At 72.0% G+C, this 16449-nt stretch carries 15 protein-coding genes; 5 read left to right on the plus strand and 10 right to left on the minus strand.

All coding sequences use genetic code 11. The annotated features are described in order from the left end of the window. The first annotated feature begins 58 nt into the window (after positions 1 to 58). Entirely contained in the window at positions 59 to 1426 is a 1368-nt protein-coding gene (locus F603_RS0105235) for a GH1 family beta-glucosidase (RefSeq protein ID WP_019544966.1), read from the plus strand. Positions 1427 to 1674: 248 nt separating this feature from the next. Here the strand turns inward: F603_RS0105235 and F603_RS0105240 are convergent, their stop codons facing one another. From F603_RS0105240 to ctaD, 5 genes are all read right to left on the minus strand, one after another. Further along, positions 1675 to 3969: an ATP-binding protein gene (locus tag F603_RS0105240; RefSeq protein WP_019544967.1), complete on the minus strand. Its 2295-nt coding sequence runs from the start codon at positions 3967 to 3969 to the stop codon at positions 1675 to 1677. Between the two features lie 345 nt (positions 3970 to 4314). Continuing rightward, positions 4315 to 4650 (minus strand): STAS domain-containing protein, encoded by a 336-nt coding sequence (locus F603_RS0105245; RefSeq protein ID WP_016907372.1) that lies wholly within the window; start codon positions 4648 to 4650, stop codon positions 4315 to 4317. Between the two features lie 229 nt (positions 4651 to 4879). Beyond that, positions 4880 to 5728 (minus strand): 3-hydroxyacyl-CoA dehydrogenase family protein, encoded by an 849-nt coding sequence (locus F603_RS0105250; protein ID WP_019544968.1) that lies wholly within the window; start codon positions 5726 to 5728, stop codon positions 4880 to 4882. Between the two features lie 381 nt (positions 5729 to 6109). Next, the gene (locus F603_RS35510) at positions 6110 to 6637 is read right to left on the minus strand and encodes a hypothetical protein (RefSeq protein WP_019544969.1); all 528 of its coding nucleotides are present in this window, start codon (positions 6635 to 6637) and stop codon (positions 6110 to 6112) included. Positions 6638 to 6642: 5 nt separating this feature from the next. Then, on the minus strand, positions 6643 to 8346 hold the full coding sequence (gene ctaD / locus F603_RS0105260) for an aa3-type cytochrome oxidase subunit I (RefSeq protein ID WP_019544970.1): 1704 nt from the start codon (positions 8344 to 8346) through the stop codon (positions 6643 to 6645). A 298-nt stretch (positions 8347 to 8644) separates the two neighbouring features. On the opposite strand from ctaD, the gene F603_RS0105265 reads away from it, so the two are divergent. Next, positions 8645 to 9217, plus strand: coding sequence for a cob(I)yrinic acid a,c-diamide adenosyltransferase (locus tag F603_RS0105265; protein ID WP_019544971.1), 573 nt, complete (start codon positions 8645 to 8647; stop codon positions 9215 to 9217). A 43-nt stretch (positions 9218 to 9260) separates the two neighbouring features. Then, positions 9261 to 10202, plus strand: coding sequence for an AEC family transporter (locus tag F603_RS0105270; protein ID WP_019544972.1), 942 nt, complete (start codon positions 9261 to 9263; stop codon positions 10200 to 10202). A 4-nt stretch (positions 10203 to 10206) separates the two neighbouring features. On the opposite strand, the gene F603_RS0105275 is transcribed toward F603_RS0105270, so the two are convergent. Next, a complete protein-coding gene (locus F603_RS0105275; RefSeq protein ID WP_026328164.1) occupies positions 10207 to 10767 on the minus strand; it encodes a hypothetical protein in 561 nt (186 codons plus the stop codon). Between the two features lie 210 nt (positions 10768 to 10977). Here F603_RS0105275 and F603_RS0105280 point away from each other — a divergent pair, with 210 nt between their 5' ends. Both F603_RS0105280 and F603_RS0105285 read left to right on the plus strand, forming a co-directional pair. Next, entirely contained in the window at positions 10978 to 12225 is a 1248-nt protein-coding gene (locus tag F603_RS0105280; RefSeq protein ID WP_019544974.1) for a sensor histidine kinase, read from the plus strand. Continuing rightward, positions 12186 to 12944, plus strand: a complete 759-nt coding sequence (locus F603_RS0105285) for a response regulator (protein WP_245600688.1) — start codon at positions 12186 to 12188, stop codon at positions 12942 to 12944. The genes F603_RS0105280 and F603_RS0105285 overlap by 40 nt, the downstream gene beginning before the upstream one ends. On the opposite strand, the gene F603_RS0105290 is transcribed toward F603_RS0105285, so the two are convergent. The 4 genes from F603_RS0105290 to F603_RS0105305 form a co-directional block, all read right to left on the minus strand. Beyond that, the gene (locus F603_RS0105290; RefSeq protein ID WP_026328165.1) at positions 12931 to 13389 is read right to left on the minus strand and encodes a DUF2550 domain-containing protein; all 459 of its coding nucleotides are present in this window, start codon (positions 13387 to 13389) and stop codon (positions 12931 to 12933) included. The two genes, F603_RS0105285 and F603_RS0105290, sit on opposite strands and share 14 nt — an antisense overlap. A gap of 188 nt (positions 13390 to 13577) precedes the next feature. Beyond that, complete coding sequence (locus F603_RS0105295) at positions 13578 to 13961, minus strand: F0F1 ATP synthase subunit epsilon (protein ID WP_019544977.1); 384 nt, start codon at positions 13959 to 13961, stop codon at positions 13578 to 13580. An 84-nt stretch (positions 13962 to 14045) separates the two neighbouring features. After that, positions 14046 to 15503, minus strand: a complete 1458-nt coding sequence (gene atpD, locus F603_RS0105300) for a F0F1 ATP synthase subunit beta (protein ID WP_016907383.1) — start codon at positions 15501 to 15503, stop codon at positions 14046 to 14048. 2 nt (positions 15504 to 15505) lie between these two features. Further along, entirely contained in the window at positions 15506 to 16447 is a 942-nt protein-coding gene (locus F603_RS0105305) for a F0F1 ATP synthase subunit gamma (RefSeq protein ID WP_019544978.1), read from the minus strand. Positions 16448 to 16449 lie beyond the last annotated feature (2 nt).

Raw genomic sequence — 16449 nt, forward strand, 5'->3', positions numbered from 1 at the left:
GCAACGGTGTTCGCCGCAGCGCACAGCGCCGCGGTGGGCGCCGCAAGAAAGGACCACCGTGCAAGCCGAGCACCCCGAGCAACTCAGCGCTCTCCCCGAGGACTTCGTCTGGGGCGTCGCCACCGCCGCCTACCAGGTCGAAGGGGCCGTGGCCGAGGACGGGCGCGCCCCGTCGATCTGGGACACCTTCTCGCACACGCCCGGCATGGTCGCCGGCGGCGACACCGGTGACATCGCGTGCGACCACTACCACCGGTGGCCGGAGGACATCGCGCTGATGCGCCGACTCGGCGTCGACGCCTACCGGTTCTCGCTCGCCTGGCCGCGCGTGATGCCGGACGGCGACGGCGTCAACCCGAAGGGGCTCGCCTTCTACGACCGGCTCGTCGACGCGCTCCTCGAAGCCGGCATCACGCCCTTCCCCACGCTCTACCACTGGGACCTGCCGCAGGCGCTCCAGGACAGGGGCGGCTGGCCCGAGCGGGCGACGGCGGAGCGCTTCGCCGCGTACACGCAGGTCGTGGCGGAGCGGCTCGGGGACCGCGTCACCGAGTGGGCGACGCTCAACGAGCCGCTCTGCTCGGCCTGGATCGGGCACCTGGAAGGACGTATGGCGCCCGGGATCGCCGACATCCGGGCTGCCGTCCCCGCCTCGCACCACCTGCTCCTCGGACACGGTCTCGCGGTGCAGGCGCTGCGCGCCGCCGTGCCGCACGCGCGGATCGGCATCGTCAACAACCTTTCCGACCACACGCCTGCGAGCGACGACGAGGCGGACATCGCCGCCGCGAGGCGGGCCGACGGGCACACCAACCGCTGGTGGCTGGACCCGCTCCACGGGCGCGGCTACCCCGCCGACATGGTCGAGCTGTACGGCGTCGAGCCGCCCGTGCGCCCCGGTGACCTGGAGGCGGTCGCCGCTCCCCTCGACTGGCTGGGGCTCAACTACTACTTCCGCAACGTCCTCGCCGACGCGCCGGGGGGCGAACTCCCGTACGCCGCGCAGGTGGTCGCGGAGGATGCGCGGCGTACCGCGATGGGCTGGGAGGTGCACGCGGAGGGGCTCACGCGGACGCTCCGGCGGATGACCGACGACTACGGCGCGCGCCGGATATACGTCACCGAGAACGGCTCCGCCTACGAGGACACCGTGGGGCCCGACGGGCAGATCGACGACCCCGAGCGGACCAGGTACCTCGAGGAGCACCTGGCGGCGTGCGCCGATGCGGTCCGCCAAGGGGTGCCGCTCGCCGGATACTTCGCATGGTCGCTGCTGGACAACTTCGAGTGGGCGTACGGGTACGAGAAGCGCTTCGGCCTCGTGCACGTCGACTATCCGACGCAGCAGCGGACGATCAAGGGAAGCGGCCACCGCTACCGGGACATCCTCGCCTCGCACCACGCACGGCGGCACCGGGCGGCCTGAGGGTCGGGCGGGGCAGGAGGACCGGTCGCCCGGGGCCGCGGGGATCGTACGGCGACGTCCGGCCGCCCGGGTTCGGGCGGCCCGGCGGCCACGGTCGGCCGGGGCAGGGACAGGCCGTTGTGTCCACCGAGCCCGCCAAGCTCGTTACGGCAAGGCTTGTTGGGGCGGCACACCCGACCCTGAGCCCGGCCGAGCCTCCCCCCGTCGGACAACAACGCCCGACCGTCCGCCGACCGCCCCAATCCGACTCAAACCATCGAGACCTCGGAGGCCGACGGTTGGACATTGCGGGCGGAAGAGGTCCCCGACTCCCCGGCGGAGGAGCTGGAGTCCGGTCCGTCGTCCTCCGGGGCGGACGGGTCCGGGTCGTCGGGGGAGGTCGGGGGGTCGTCCGGGGAGGACGGTGGGTCGTCCGGGGACGTCGTCGGGTCGTCAGGTGAGGTCGGCGGGTCTTTCGGCGAGGAGGGCCGACCGCCGCCACCGCTGTCGCCACCGTCGTCCGAGGAGCTCGGGGCCTCCTTCGTGGAGGAGCGGTCGTCTTCGTCCTCTTCCGAGGGTTGAGAGGCGCTGGTGCTGGGGCTGTCCGAACCGCCGTCCTGCGTCGAGGACTCGACGGGTCGCACGGGTCTGCTCGAGCGGTCCGACTGCTCCTCCACCGGGGAATCGTCGGCGGCCGGCTGCTCGTCGCCCTCCTGCTGCGAGGTCGACTGGCGCGGCCGGACGGAGTCCGGGTCGCCGTCGCCCGCCGTGCTGCCGAGGGTGACGAGAGTCCCGAGGACCGCGACGAGCACCGCGCCCGCGCCCGCCGCCACCAGGTTCCTCCGGCTCCCCTTCGGCGCAGGGCCCTGGCTCTTCTCCGACTCGGGGGCTTCCCCCGCCGAGAGGTTCACACGCGTGCCTGCCGTGGGGGCGCCGGCGGTGTGGTCGGCGGCGGGCGGCGGAATCCGCTCGGCGACAAAGGCGACCCCGGTGGGTGGTGTACTCGCCGGCGAGGGCTCCCCGGCCGCGTCCGCGGGCCCGGCCGCCTCGGCGAGGAGGCGATCGGCGACGAGCGCGAGCGCGCGCCTGCCTGCGACGGTGCCGCGCTGGTCCGCGAGGACCCCGCGGAGCCCGATCGACGCCTCCAGCTCGGCACGTGCTCTCTCCGGCTGACCCGTGCAGAGGGCGAGAACGCCCAACTCGTGGTGGAAGTACGCCTCTTCGGCGACCTCTCCGGCTATCCGGGCCGCTTCCTGGCCTCCCCGGAGAATCCGCTCCCAATCGCCCCAACGGAGCCCGGCGGCGAGTACGGGGGCCGCGGCCCTGGCGAGGAGCACCGCGGCGCTCGGAGCGCCGTCGCGCTGCGCGCCCTTGAGGGCGGCGAGGAGCGCATCGGCCTCGGCTGTGACGCGCTCGTGCGTGACGGAGGGATGGCCCGCCCACCAGCCGTAGTGACGCGCCGCTGTGAGGGCACGTGCGCCGCTGCCTTCCGCGTACCCCGCCTCGGTGAGCTGCTCGGCGACACCGGCGGCGAGGCGGAAGTGCCCACCGACGGGCGAGACGAGGCCGGCGTCCCGGAGGTCGGTGAGGGTGTCGTCGGCGTCGTCCGAGCCTGTGAGGGCGGGGAGGTGCGAATAGTGGGGCACCTCGCCCTCCAACGCGAGGGCGTACCGCAGGACTTCGCGCGCGGACTCGGGGAGCGCGGCGACGACCTGGCGCGCCGGCGGCCCTTCGGCCGGCACCCCTCCCCCGCCCAGCCGCAGCAGCGCGCCCGCCTGGACGAAGGTGCGCACGTTGCCTTCGGAGGAGAGCCAGAGGCCCGAGGCCCAGTCGGCCTCCGCATCGAGGAGCGGGCGCTGCACGGCGTGCTCGAGCAGCTCCAGGCAGGCGGTGCGGCTGAGCCCTTCGAGCGGGACCTCCTCGACGTGCGAGGCGGGCTCGGGGGCGGGGGTACCGGGCAACGCCGAGAGCAGGAAGGCGCATTCGGGGGTGTGGCTCAGCAGCGACTCGAGCGCCTCCTGGCCGAACTCCAGATCGTCGACGAGGACGATCGCCCCGATCCGGCCGAGCGCGGCGTGGAGTTCGGAGGGTTCGGGGCGATGGCCGAAAGCGTCGTAGACCGCCGCGTAGAGGGCGTGTTCGAGATCGCGGGCCGTGCGGTGGTGGCCGCTGAGGCGGACGACGCCGTCGGGCGGCAGCCCGGCGACGTCGCCGGCGACCGCGTCGAGGAGGGCCGTGCGCCCGGAGCCGGGGGCGCCTGTGACACGGACCGAGCGGCCGCACGAGAGCAGTCCGGCGAGCCGGCTGCGCTCCTCCTCCCGTTCCAGGAGCGGCGATTGGCCCGCCTGCCCGGGTACGGCGGAGCGCTCGGCGGCCGGCAGCTTCGTCGGAGAGGACGGGCGCATGCCGGGCGGGCAGGGCTCGACCTCGCTGCCGTCGACCGGGTTGACCGTCAGTAGCAGTTCACCGGCGACGAGTTGGACGATCCGGGCAGGGCCCTTCCCCGGTCCCCCGCCGCCCGCGGCCGACCCCGCGCCGCCGAAGCGGCCGCCTTCCTGCTCCATGCTCGTGCCCCCAGTCGCGTTCTGCGCACACGGCGCCTCCACAGGGCTGCCCCTGCCCCGGGCAGCACGTCCGATGCCGTCTCCTCGTACCGTGCAGGCACACTATCGCCACCCCCCGACAGCGCCCACGGTGCCGACTCGTCCGCTATCTCTCCGCAACAAACCGCCTCCGAAGGGCGGATGGGAGCAGAGCAGAGCCGTGCCCAGCGGCGCGGCGCACGGCTCCCCCACCGCCGCCCCAGGACGCGGGCCGCTTCGCCGGCGGCCGAGCGGGCGAACCGGCCCGCAATGCCGCCGAGTTGCCCCACCATCGAGTGAACTCCCGCCCTCTCGAGGGCGACGGGCCTACTGCTGGGAGAGGAGCGAGGGATCGGCCGCCGGTGGTTCCGCGCCCTCGATCGCCAGGATGCGGTGGAGCCGGGTGGCGACGAGGAGGCGCTGCATCTGCGGCGGCACCTCGCGCAGCACGAGCCTCCGGCCGCACCTGCCCGCCCTGCGGTGCGCCCCCATGATGACGCCGAGCCCCGTCGCGTCCCAGGAGTCGAGTTCGGTGAGGTCGAGCACGAGGTCGCCGTCGCCCGAGTCGACGGCGGAGTGCAGGACCGTACGGGCGTCCGCGGCGCTGCGTACGTCGAGGCGGCCCCCGACGACCAGCTCGGCGTGGTCGCCCCTGATGTGCATATTCGCTCCCCGCTCTCTCGCTGCTGCCGGCCGTACCCGTGCTCGGCCCATGCGACCTTCTCCGTCTGTTGTCCCATCACAACTGACTGCCCGGGCGGCAGCGAAGTTGCCGATCGTGCGCGATCCGGCGCCGATTTCACCCGGCAGGGTGAGCAGTTGGCGGCGCCTCCCCGCTGTCCCGGCACGCGGTCACCAGGCCGGGAACAGGGGTTGCCGGAAGGCCGGAGCCTCAGTAGGTGTAGTACCCGCGGCCGCTCTTGCGTCCCAGGTCGCCGGCGTCGACCATGCGGCGCATCGACTCGGGCGGCGCGAACTTGGGGTCCTTCGACTCCTCGTGGATGTTGTCGGTGGCGTGCAGCAGGATGTCGACGCCCGTGAGGTCGGTGGTGGCGAGCGGGCCCATCGCGTGCCCGAAGCCGAGCCGGCAGGCGGTGTCGATGTCCTCGGCCGAGGCGACGCCCGACTCCTCCAGCTTCGCCGCCTCGACGACGAGCGCGGAGATCAGCCGCGTCGTCACGAAGCCGGCGACGTCCCGGTTGACGACGATGCAGGTCTTGCCGACGGACTCCGCGAAGGAGCGCGCGGCGGCGAGCGTCTCGTCGCTCGTCAGGTGTCCACGCACCAGCTCGCAGAGGGCCATCATCGGGACGGGCGAGAAGAAGTGCGTGCCGACGACGCGTTCGGGCCGCTCGGTGGCGGCGGCGATCTTCGTGAGGGGGATCGCCGAGGTGTTGGAGGCGAGCACCGCGTCCTCGCGGACGAGCCGGTCGAGTGCGGCGAAGATCTCGCGCTTCACTTCGATCTTTTCGAAGACCGCTTCGACGACGACGTCCGCTTCGGCCACCGCGTCGAGTTCGGTGCTGGTGGTGATGCGCGCGAGCGCCGCCTCCGCCTCGTCGGTCGAGAGCTTGCCCTTCGCGGCGAACTTCTCCAGCGAGGTGCTGATCGCGTCCCTGCCGCGGGCGAGCGCTTCGTCCGTCACGTCGCGGAGTACCACGTCCCAGCCGGCCTGCGCCGAGACCTGTGCGATTCCGGAGCCCATCAGTCCGGCTCCGACGACGGCGAGCTTCTTCGCCACGGCATTCACCTCTGCTCGTCTGTGCGTGTACGTGTCTGCGGCACGATGTCATCCCACGGCACGGCTGCGACGCACCACGGTGCGGCGGCCGGGGGCCGATCCCCGAGAGCTCGCCGTCGGTGCGGTGCGCCCGAACGGCCTCGGGCGCCAACGGACCTTTGACGCAGCGTCCGTTGAGCGGACATTACTGGTTATCCGCGGTGCGTGGGCAGGGAAGAGACACGTATCACGTCTCACATGGCGGACGTCACACCGCTGGGCCACAGGCGTCGCACACGAACCACCGTCTCCGCCCCTCGGAACGGCACACGGGCGCCAACGTATGTGCACAGCAGGGAGATCCGCGCTGCCCGGCGTACGCGGGGCGCCGGGCAGCGCCCGTCACGTCCGCCGCACGTGGTGGGCACGCGCCATCGCCAGCGAGAGGAACCCGAGCACCACGGCACCCGCGACGACCCCCGCCGCGACGACCTGCCCGACGGACGGCTCTCCCTGCGACAGCAGCATCCCCGCCACCACAGCCGCCACGAGCAGCCCCGTCAACAGGCTGCCCAGAAAGGCACGTTCAGGCGAGCGCACGCCGCCCACCGCACGCGCACCGAGCGCCGCCCACCACACGCCCGCCTCCTGCCGCTCCCGCCTGCGCGCCACGGCGGCAACGAGGTGAAGGAGAGCGCACGCCGCGGCCCCCGCACCCGCGGCCCACCCGACGAGCGAGCGCGCGGCGCCGAGGAAGAGCAAGGCGGCGAGCACGGCGCCCGTCCCCCAGCCGAGTACGCACCCGCCGGCCGCGAGCCGCGCCGACACGGGGCGGTCGGCGCCCGAGCGGAGGACGCAGAGCGCGGGCAGATACCAGACGGCGCCCGAGGCGGTGACGGCGGCGGCACCGAGCGCAAGCACGTCGCCCACCGTGCTCACCACCCGCCGGGCAGCGCGGAGGCGCCGGCGTGCGCCACGGCGTCCTGCTGCTCGGCTTCCGGGTGATGGAGGTCGAAGGCCGGCGACTCGGAACGTATCCGCGGCAGCGAGCGGAAGTTGTGGCGCGGCGGCGGGCAGGAGGTCGCCCACTCCAGCGAACGCCCATATCCCCAGGGGTCGTCGGCGTCGACCCGCTTCCCGTACTTCGCCGTCCGCCAGACGTTGTAGACGAACGGCAGCAGGGAGAGGCCGAGGAGGAAGGAGCCGATCGTCGAGACGGTGTTGAGCAGGGTGAAGCCGTCCGAGGCGAGGTAGTCCGCGTACCGGCGCGGCATGCCCTCGGCACCGAGCCAGTGCTGGACGAGGAAGGTCGCGTGGAAGCCCACCGTCAGCGTCCAGAAGGTGATCTTGCCGAGGCGCTCGTCGAGCATCTTGCCCGTGAACTTCGGCCACCAGAAGTGGAATCCGGCGAACATCGCGTAGACGACCGTTCCGAAGAGCGTGTAGTGGAAGTGCGCTACGACGAAGTAGGAATCGGAGGTGTGGAAGTCGAGCGGAGGCGAGGCGAGGAGAACACCCGTGAGCCCGCCGAAGAGGAAGGTCACGAGGAAGCCGGTCGCCCAGAGCATCGGCGTCTCGAAACTCAGCGACCCCTTCCACATCGTGCCGATCCAGTTGAAGAACTTCACCCCGGTCGGGACGGCGATGAGGAAGGTCATGAACGAGAAGAAGGGGAGCAGGACCCCGCCCGTCGTGTACATGTGGTGGGCCCAGACCGTCACGGAGAGCCCTGCGATCGCGATCGTCGCCGCGATGAGGCCGACGTAGCCGAACATCGGCTTCCGGCTGAAGACGGGGATCACCTCGCTGACGATCCCGAAGAAGGGCAGCGCCAGGACGTACACCTCGGGGTGGCCGAAGAACCAGAAGAGGTGCTGCCACAGGAGCGCCCCGCCGTTGGCCGGATCGAAGATGTGCGAGCCGAACTGCCTGTCCGTCTCCAGCGCGAGGAGCGCCGCCGCGAGCACCGGGAAGACCATGAGGATGAGCAGGGCGGTGAGCAGCACGTTCCAGGTGAAGATCGGCATCCGGAACATCGTCATCCCGGGTGCGCGCATGCACAGGATCGTGGTGATGAAGTTGACGGCGCCGAGGATGCTCCCGAAGCCGGAGAGCGCGACGCCCATGATCCACAGGTCGGCGCCGAGCCCCGGCGAGTGGACCTCGTCGGAGAGCGGCACGTAGAGGAACCAGCCGAAGTCCGGTGGTCCCGCCGGCGTCAGGAAGCTGCTCGCGGCGATGAGCGAACCGAAGAGGAAGAGCCAGTAGGCGAGCATGTTCAGTCGTGGGAACGCCACGTCCGGAGCGCCGATCTGGAGCGGCATCAGCCAGTTGGCGAACCCGGTGAAGAGGGGCATCGCGAAGAGCAGCAGCATGATCGAGCCGTGCATCGTGAACGCCTGGTTGAACTGCTCGTTCGACATGATCTGCGTGCCCGGCCTGGCGAGTTCGGCGCGCATCACCAGCGCCAGCGCCCCGCCGACGGCGAAGAAGACGAGCGCCGAGACGAGGTAGAGGGTGCCGATCCGCTTGTGGTCGGTGGTCGTCAACCACTCGACGACGGACGCACGCCGCGGCCGCTGCCCCTCGACTTGGCGCGGACACTCCTCCGCGACCCGGGATTCCTCGATGGCGCTCACCGGCCGACTCACCATGCCTCTCGGCGGCCGGACCCGCCGGCCGCCCGTCCACCGCCCGCGGTGGGGCGCACACGTACGGAAGCCGAGGGGGACGGAGTCGGGCGGCGACCCCCGCCCCCTCGGCACCGTCCATGCTCGCTGCGACGCACTCCCCCTCCGTAGGGGCGAAGAACCCCGCGTACAGGGGACGTTGGGCCCCTGGAACGAGGCGGCCGCCGGGCCGAAAGGGGTACCGCACCGGGGGCCGCCGGGGGAAGCCACCTGGGGCGCACCCGAGCAGGGTGGCTACCCTCGTCGCATGGTCAATCTGACGCGCATCTACACCCGGACCGGCGACAAGGGCACGACCGCGCTCGGCGACATGAGCCGTACCCCCAAGACGGACCTGCGGATCACCGCGTACGCCGACGCCAACGAGGCCAACGCGGTCATCGGCACCGCCCTCGCACTCGGCGAACTCGAAGAGGAGGTGCGCAAGGTCCTGGTCCGCGTGCAGAACGACCTCTTCGACGTCGGCGCCGACCTGTCCACGCCCGTGAAGGAGAACCCCGAGTACCCGCCGCTCCGCGTCGAGCAGGAGTACGTCGACAGGCTGGAGGAGGACTGCGACCGCTTCCTCGCCCAACTGGAGAAGCTCCGCAGCTTCATCCTCCCCGGCGGCACCCCGGCAGCAGCCCTCCTCCATCAGGCGACGACAGTCGCACGCCGCGCCGAGCGCTCCACCTGGGCCGCCCTGGAGGTGCACGGCGACACGATGAACGCACTCACGGCCACCTACCTCAACCGCCTCTCCGACCTGCTCTTCATCCTCGCCCGCATCGCCAACAAGGCCACGGGCGACGTGCTCTGGGTCCCCGGCGGAGAGCGCTGAGCCCCTCCGCGCCCGGCCCGCCCCGCGACCGCAGGGAGGCGAAGTGGGCGGTGTGATCTCGGGGTTCGGGGTGATCGCGGCGGTGATCGCCGCCGGCTGGCTCCTCGGCAGGTACGCACTCCTCGGCCCCGGCGGACGCGAGGTGCTCACGCGCCTCGCGTTCCACATCGCCACGCCCGCGCTGCTCTTCGCGATGCTCTCCGAGGCGGACCTCGGCCTCCTCGCCTCGGGGCCGCTCCTGGCGATGGCCCTCTCCACGGCAGCGGTCGCCGCGCTCTACGCGGCCCTCGCCGCCCTGCGCCGCTGGCCGGCGGGCGGCTCGACGATAGGCGCCCTCTCGGCGTGCTACGTCAACGCCGGCAACCTCGGCATCCCCGTCGCCGCCTACGTCCTGGGGGACGCCTCCCTCGCGGCGCCCGTGATGCTCTTCCAGCAACTCGTCGTCGGTCCCCTGGCGTTGACGGTCCTCGACGCCACGGGTGACCCCGAGGGACGCGCCGCGCAGCAACCCCGCCGCGGCCTTGCGCGGCGGCTGAGCGGGCCGCTGCGCAACCCCATGGTGCTCGGCTCGCTCCTCGGCGTCGCCGTCGCCGCCACGGGACTCCGCATCCCCGAACCGGTGCGCGAGCCCTTCGAGCTCGTCGGCGCCATGTCGGTGCCCGCGATGCTGCTCGCCTTCGGCATTTCGCTCCACGGCAGCGCCGCGCCCGCGCGAGGCCCCGAGCGCGGAGCCGTCCTCGTCGCCGTGGGGCTGAAGACGGTGGTGCAGCCCGTACTCGCCTGGGCGGCCGGGGCGTTGGTGCTCGGGCTCGACGGGGCCGAGCTCTTCGCCGCCGTCGTGCTCTGCTCGCTCCCCACCGCGCAGAACATCTTCACCTACGCCTCCCACTACCGCACCGGCGTACGCCTGGCGCGCGAGGCGATACTCCTCTCCACGGCCCTCTCCCCGCTCTGCCTCGTTCCGGTGGCTGCACTGCTCGGCTGAGCCCTCACCTGTCGGCCGGTACGTCCGCGTCTTGCGGCGCCCGCTTCGGCCAGATCGTGTAACTTACCGCGATCAGCGCCGAGATGCCCGCGACGAAGGCCATTTTCGTCTGCCAGTCGCGCAGCGGGGCAGCCTGCGCCGGATCGCCGACGTACCAGATCGCCCCCTGGAGCAGCACGGCGGCGATCGCAGCGCCGCCCATCGCCCGCGCTCCCATCTTCCACTCGTGGACGGCCCGCGCCCTGCCGTACCGAGGCGGCTTCGCGGGGCGCGGCCCGCCCGCGAGCCGGTGCGCCGCGTGCCCGTCGGCCCAGGCGACGACGTAGCGCCCGTGCGTCACGGTGAACCCCAGGTAGACGGCGGCGAGTCCGTGCTTCCAGTCGGGCTCGGCGCCGCGCCCCAGGTCGACGACGCCGGCGACGAGCAGCACCACTTCGAGCACCGGCTCCATCAGCAGCACGACGGCCCCCGCACGGCGCCTGCGCAGCCCGTACCGCAGGCCCAACCCGGCTGCCAGCAGCACCCAGAACCCGACCTCGGAGATGACGACGAGCGTGACGATCAACACTGCCCCTTTCGCAGAACCAAGCCCTACGCACCCAGGCTCCGGCTCCGCGCCCGCCGCGCGCATCGTCTCGCCAGCCGATCCCTGCCGACCCGCACTGCATACTTCGACCTACCCGACCGGCGCCCGGCTGGTCCCGAAAGCCGAGGCGGCGAGGACGCGCGCCTCCTACGCTGGTCCGGCGCCCGCACCTCCCCGCGGAAGGCCCCCATGCACCTCCTCCGACGCCGGCCCGCCCGCGACGACGTCCTCATCGCCGCCGCCGGCCTCGCGTTCGGCCTCGCGCTCTGGGGCCTCGGCGCACTCGGCGACGCGCAGGAGCGGCACGGCGCGCTCGTCCTCCTGCCGCTCGCCGCCATGTGCCTCGCGACGCTCGGCCGCAGGACCGCGCAGCCGTGGGTACTGCTGCTCGCCGTCCTCGCACAGATCGCGGACGCGACGATGGGCACGTTCCTGCCCACGGTGATCCTCTTCACCGACGTCGTCTACGCCTCCGTCCTGTACGGCTCGCCCCGGTCGGGCCGCGTCGTCACCAGGGCGAGCGTGGCGTTCTCCGTCGCCGCCGTCCTGGTCCTCCTCGCGCTCGTCCCGCCCGGGGAGGTGCTGCTGTTCGGGGCGCTCTGCGCCGGCCTCACCGTGGCGCCCGCGTGGACGGGGCTGCTGCTGCGCGACCACAGGGAGGCGGCGGCAGCGGAGCGGTTGCGCGCCGAACAGACCGCGCTGCTCGCGGAGTTCGACCGGAACCAGGCCGTCCAGGAGGAACGGGCGCGGATGGCGAGGGAGCTCCACGACGTCGTCGCCAACCACCTCTCGGCGATCGCCATCCACGCCACGGCGGCGCAGGCGGCGGCCGACGGGCGGGAGGACGCCGAAGGCGACGGCAGGCGGGCCGCAGAGGCGGCACAGCAGGCGCTCGGCGTCATCCGCGAGAACAGCGTCCGCGGGCTCACCGAGATGCGGCGGCTCATCGGCCTCCTCCGCGACGCGGAGGGCACGGACGAGAGCCCCACGGCCTCGCCGAGCCTCGACGCGCTCGACGCGCTCCTCGCCCGCTGCCGCGCGAGCGCCGCCCCGGAGACGGCCGAGTCCTTCACCTTCGTGCTCAAGGACGAGCGCACCTCGGCAGCACCGCTCCCCGCCCCGGTCGAGCTCGCCGCGTACCGCATCGTCCAGGAGGCGGCCACCAACGCGCTGAAGCACGCGGCGCCCGGCGAGGTCACCGTCCGGCTCGTACGGCCGCGTCCGGAGTCGGCGCTCACCGTCCACGTCACCAGCGCGATACAGCGGGACGACGCGCACGCAACTGGACCGCGCGCCCCGGGCGCCGGCGCAGGGCTCGTCGGCATGCGCGAGCGAGCGGCGCTCCTCGGCGGGGAGTTGGAGGTCGGGCCGGACGCGGGGGGAACACGCTGGGAGGTATGGGCACGGCTGCCCGTCGCAGGAGAGGAGCGAAGGTGAACGAGGCCGAAGCGGAGCGCACCGTCCGGGTGCTCGTGGCGGAGGACCAGCAGGCGGTGCGCGCGGGGCTCGTGCTGATCCTCAGGGGAGCGCGGGGGGACCCGCCGATCGAGGTCGTGGCGGAGGCGGGCGACGGGGAGGAGGCCGTGGGCCTCGCCCGCGAACTGCGCCCCGACGTCGTCCTGATGGACGTGCAGATGCCGCGGCTCGACGGGGTGAGCGCCACCCGGCTGATCGCGGCGGAGCACCTCGCGGACGTCCTCGTACTCACCACCTTCGACCTCGACGAGTACGTCTTCGGCGCGCTCCGCGCCGGCGCCTCGGGGTTCCTCCTCAAGGAGAGCGAGGCGTCCACGGTCGTCTCTGCCGTGCGTACGGTCGCCGCGGGCGAAGGCATGATCGCGCCGGCGGTGACCCGGCGTCTGATCGCGGAGTTCGCCCTCACCTCCCCCGAGGGTCCCGCGGGAGAGCCGGAGGGGTTGGCGGAGCTGACCAGGAGGGAGCGCGAGGTGCTCGCCCGGCTCGGCGAGGGTCTCTCCAACTCGGAGGTGTCGCAGGCGCTTTCGATGGCGGAGGCCACGGTGAAGACGCATGTCAGCCGGCTGCTCGCCAAGCTCGACCTGCGGAGCCGCACACAGGCGGCGGTGTTGGCGCAGGAGTGGGGGATCGTGCCGGGCGCCGATGACGACCCGAACGAGCGGCCCCCTAGGCCACGTTGACGCGCTGCCCCGGCGGCGCCGCCTCCAGCCAGGCGAGGAAGCCGGTGAGCGCGTCCTCGCTCATCGCCAGCTCGACCCGCACCCCGTGGAGCGCGCACGCGAGGATCACGGCGTCGGAGAGGAGCGCCAACTCCTCCTCGCCCTGCGGCAGTCGGCGCTCCAGGACCTCGATTCCGCCCCTGACGAGGAACCGCTTCGGACGCGGCGCGTACGAGAAGACCCGGAACCACTCGATCCGGTCACCGTTGTAGCGCGCGACGCCGTACGCCCACCCCGTACCCGTCGGCTCGGCCGCCTCCTGCTCGGAGACCGCCCAGCGCAGGTTGCAGTCGAAGGTGCCGCCGGTGCGCTGGATCAGCCGCCGCCCCACTCCGAAGGCGAACAACCCCCCCCCCCCCCCCACCAGCAGAACGACCGCGCCGCACAGCAGCAGAGCGAGGACCATCTTCACCGACCTCCTCGCCGAGTCTCGAACCGCCGCCCCGCGAGGGACGACGCGGGCGCCGTTCCCCGCGGGCCCGGCAACCCCACCTGTATGGCTACAGCCGCGGACGGCTCCGGCGAACACAGTTCGATTCGCCAGTGCCGTCCGCGGCTGAGTGTCGTACCCGTCGTATCAGCCCCGCCAATACATCAACGCACCGCCGTCACCGAGCGGAGACGGACGTCGGCGCGACGCTCGGCGTGCGCGTCCGCGTCCTCCTTCGCACGCTCCAGGGCGCGCTCGGCACGCTCGACGTCGATCTCGTCGGTGAGCTCCGCGATCTCGGCGAGGATCGAGAGCTCGTTCTCGGAGAAGGAGATGAAGCCGCCGTGCACGGCGGCGACGACGGTGCCGTCGCCGCTCTCCCCCGTCGTACGGATGGTGACCGGGCCGGAGTCCAGCACACCGAGCAGCGGCTGGTGCCCGGGCATGACGCCGATGTCACCCGAAGAGGTGCGCGCGACGACCAGGCTGGCCTGGCCCGACCAGACCTTGCGGTCGGCGGCGACCAACTCGACGTGCAGCTCAGCCACTGTGGCTCCTCAGACTGGGATGGGGATCAGGATAAGGGGTGCGGATACGGGGGCGGGAAGTGCACCCGCCCCCGCGGAGCAACGTCAGCTGACGCCGAGCTCCTTGGCCTTGGCCTTGAGGTCGTCCAGGCCACCGCACATGAAGAACGCCTGCTCGGGGTAGTGGTCGAAGTCGCCGTCCGCGATCGCGTTGAACGCGGCGATCGATTCGTCGAGCGGCACGTCCGAACCGTCGAGACCGGTAAACTGCTTCGCCGCGTGGGTGTTCTGCGACAGGAAGCGCTCGATCCGGCGGGCGCGGCTGACGGTGAGCTTGTCCTCCTCGCTCAGCTCGTCCATACCGAGGATCGAGATGATGTCCTGGAGGTCCTTGTACTTCTGCAGGATGCCCTTGACCCGCTGCGCGGTGTCGTAGTGCTCCTGCGAGATGAAGCGCGGGTCCAGGATGCGCGAGGTGGAGTCGAGCGGGTCCACCGCGGGGTAGATGCCCTTCTCCGAAATCGGGCGCGAGAGGACCGTGGTGGCGTCGAGGTGCGCGAACGTGGTCGCGGGCGCCGGGTCGGTGAGGTCGTCCGCGGGCACGTAGATCGCCTGCATCGAGGTGATCGAGTGGCCGCGGGTCGAGGTGATGCGCTCCTGGAGCACACCCATCTCGTCCGCCAGGTTCGGCTGGTAGCCCACAGCGGAGGGCATCCGGCCGAGCAGGGTGGAGACCTCGGAACCGGCCTGCGTGAAGCGGAAGATGTTGTCGATGAAGAACAGCACGTCCTGCTTCTGCACATCGCGGAAGTACTCCGCCATGGTCAGACCCGCGAGCGCGACGCGGAGACGGGTCCCCGGCGGCTCGTCCATCTGCCCGAAGACGAGCGCGGTCTGCGGTAGCACGCCGGACTCGGCCATCTCCTCGATGAGGTCGTTGCCCTCACGGGTGCGCTCGCCGACGCCGGCGAAGACGGAAACGCCCTCGTGCAGCTTGGCCACACGCATGATCATTTCCTGGATGAGGACGGTCTTGCCGACGCCCGCACCGCCGAAGAGGCCGATCTTGCCGCCCTTGACGTACGGGGTCAGCAGGTCGACGACCTTCAGCCCGGTCTCGAACATCTCGGTCTTCGACTCGAGTTGGTCGAACGCGGGGGCCTTGCGGTGGATCGCCCACCGCTCGGTGACCTCCGACTCGGCCTCGGGCTCGTTGAGGATGCGCCCGAGGGTGTTGAAGACGCGGCCCTTGGTCACGTCGCCCACGGGAACGGTGATGCCCTCGCCGGTGTCGGTGACCGGCGCCTGGCGGACGAGGCCGTCGGTCGGCTCCATGCCGATCGCGCGGACCAGGCCCTCGCCGAGGTGCTGCGCGACCTCCAGCGTCAGGGTCTTCGACTTGCCGTCCTCGGCCGGGTCGGCGATGTCGACGGTGAGGGCGTTGTAGATGTCGGGCATCGCGTCGACGGGGAACTCCACGTCGACGACGGGCCCGATGACGCGGGCGACCCGGCCGGCGGCCGTGCCCGCTTCCGGGGCCGTCTGCTCTACAGCGGTGGTCATGGTTATTCACTCCCCGCGTTCGCGTCAGCGAGCGCGCCCGCGCCACCGACGATCTCGCTGATTTCCTGGGTGATGTCGGCCTGCCGGGCCGCGTTGGCAAGCCGTGTGAGGGACTTGATGAGGTCGTCGGCGTTGTCGGTCGCCGCCTTCATCGCCCGACGGGTCGCCGCGTGCTTCGAGGCGGCCGCCTGGAGCAGCGCGTTGTAGACCCGGCTCTCGACGTACCGCGGGAGCAGCGCGTCGAGCACCTCCTCGGGCGACGGCTCGAAGTCGTAGAGCGGCAGGACCTCGGGGCCGTTCTTGAGGGCCGACTTGAGGACCTCCGCCGACTCCTCCGCGCTCTTCTCGAAGGTGAGCGGCAGCATCCGGCTCTCGATCGCCGTCTGCGTCATCATCGAGACGAACTCGGTGTAGACGATGTGGAGTTCGTCGACCCCGCCCTGCGCGGCGGTCTCCGCCTTGATCGCCTCGATCAGCGGCTCGGCGACCGCCTTGGCGTCGGCGTACGACGGCTCGTCGGTGAAGCCCGTCCAGGACCGCTCCACCGGCCGGTCGCGGAACCCGTAGTAGGCCGCGCCCTTGGAGCCGACGATGTGGTTGACGACCTCCTTGCCCTCACCGATCAGCCGGTTGGTGAGCTGCTCGGCGGCCTTGATGGCGTTGGAGTTGTAGCCGCCCGCGAGCCCGCGGTCGCTGGTGATCAGCAGGACCGCGGCCCGGGTCGGGCGCTCCACCTCGGTCGTCAGCCAGTGCTGGACACCGGAGCCCTGCGCGACGGCGCTCACCGCGCGGGTGAGCTCCTTCGCGTACGGCTCGGAGGCCGCCACCTTGCGCTGCGCCTTGACGATGCGCGAGGCAGCGATCATCTCCATCGCCTTGGTGATCTTCTTGGTCGCAGAGACGGACTTGATCCGGCTCTTGTAGACCTTGAGCTGGGACCCCATGC

The organism is Streptomyces sulphureus DSM 40104 (genome assembly GCF_000381025.1).
GTDB classification, from domain to species: Bacteria; Actinomycetota; Actinomycetes; order Streptomycetales; family Streptomycetaceae; genus Streptomyces; species Streptomyces sulphureus.

What these genes read in the sequence shown, in the direction of transcription:
- F603_RS0105240 (WP_019544967.1), bottom strand. Translation starts at nt 3,969, where the DNA reads ATGGAGCAGGAAGGCGGCCGCTTCGGCGGCGCGGGGTCGGCCGCGGGC.
- F603_RS0105245 (WP_016907372.1), bottom strand. Translation starts at nt 4,650, where the DNA reads ATGCACATCAGGGGCGACCACGCCGAGCTGGTCGTCGGGGGCCGCCTC.
- F603_RS0105265 (WP_019544971.1), top strand. Translation starts at nt 8,645, where the DNA reads ATGGTCAATCTGACGCGCATCTACACCCGGACCGGCGACAAGGGCACG.
- F603_RS0105280 (WP_019544974.1), top strand. Translation starts at nt 10,978, where the DNA reads ATGCACCTCCTCCGACGCCGGCCCGCCCGCGACGACGTCCTCATCGCC.
- F603_RS0105285 (WP_245600688.1), top strand. Translation starts at nt 12,186, where the DNA reads ATGGGCACGGCTGCCCGTCGCAGGAGAGGAGCGAAGGTGAACGAGGCC.
- F603_RS0105290 (WP_026328165.1), bottom strand. Translation starts at nt 13,389, where the DNA reads ATGGTCCTCGCTCTGCTGCTGTGCGGCGCGGTCGTTCTGCTGGTGGGG.
- atpD (WP_016907383.1), bottom strand. Translation starts at nt 15,503, where the DNA reads ATGACCACCGCTGTAGAGCAGACGGCCCCGGAAGCGGGCACGGCCGCC.
- F603_RS0105305 (WP_019544978.1), bottom strand. Translation starts at nt 16,447, where the DNA reads ATGGGGTCCCAGCTCAAGGTCTACAAGAGCCGGATCAAGTCCGTCTCT.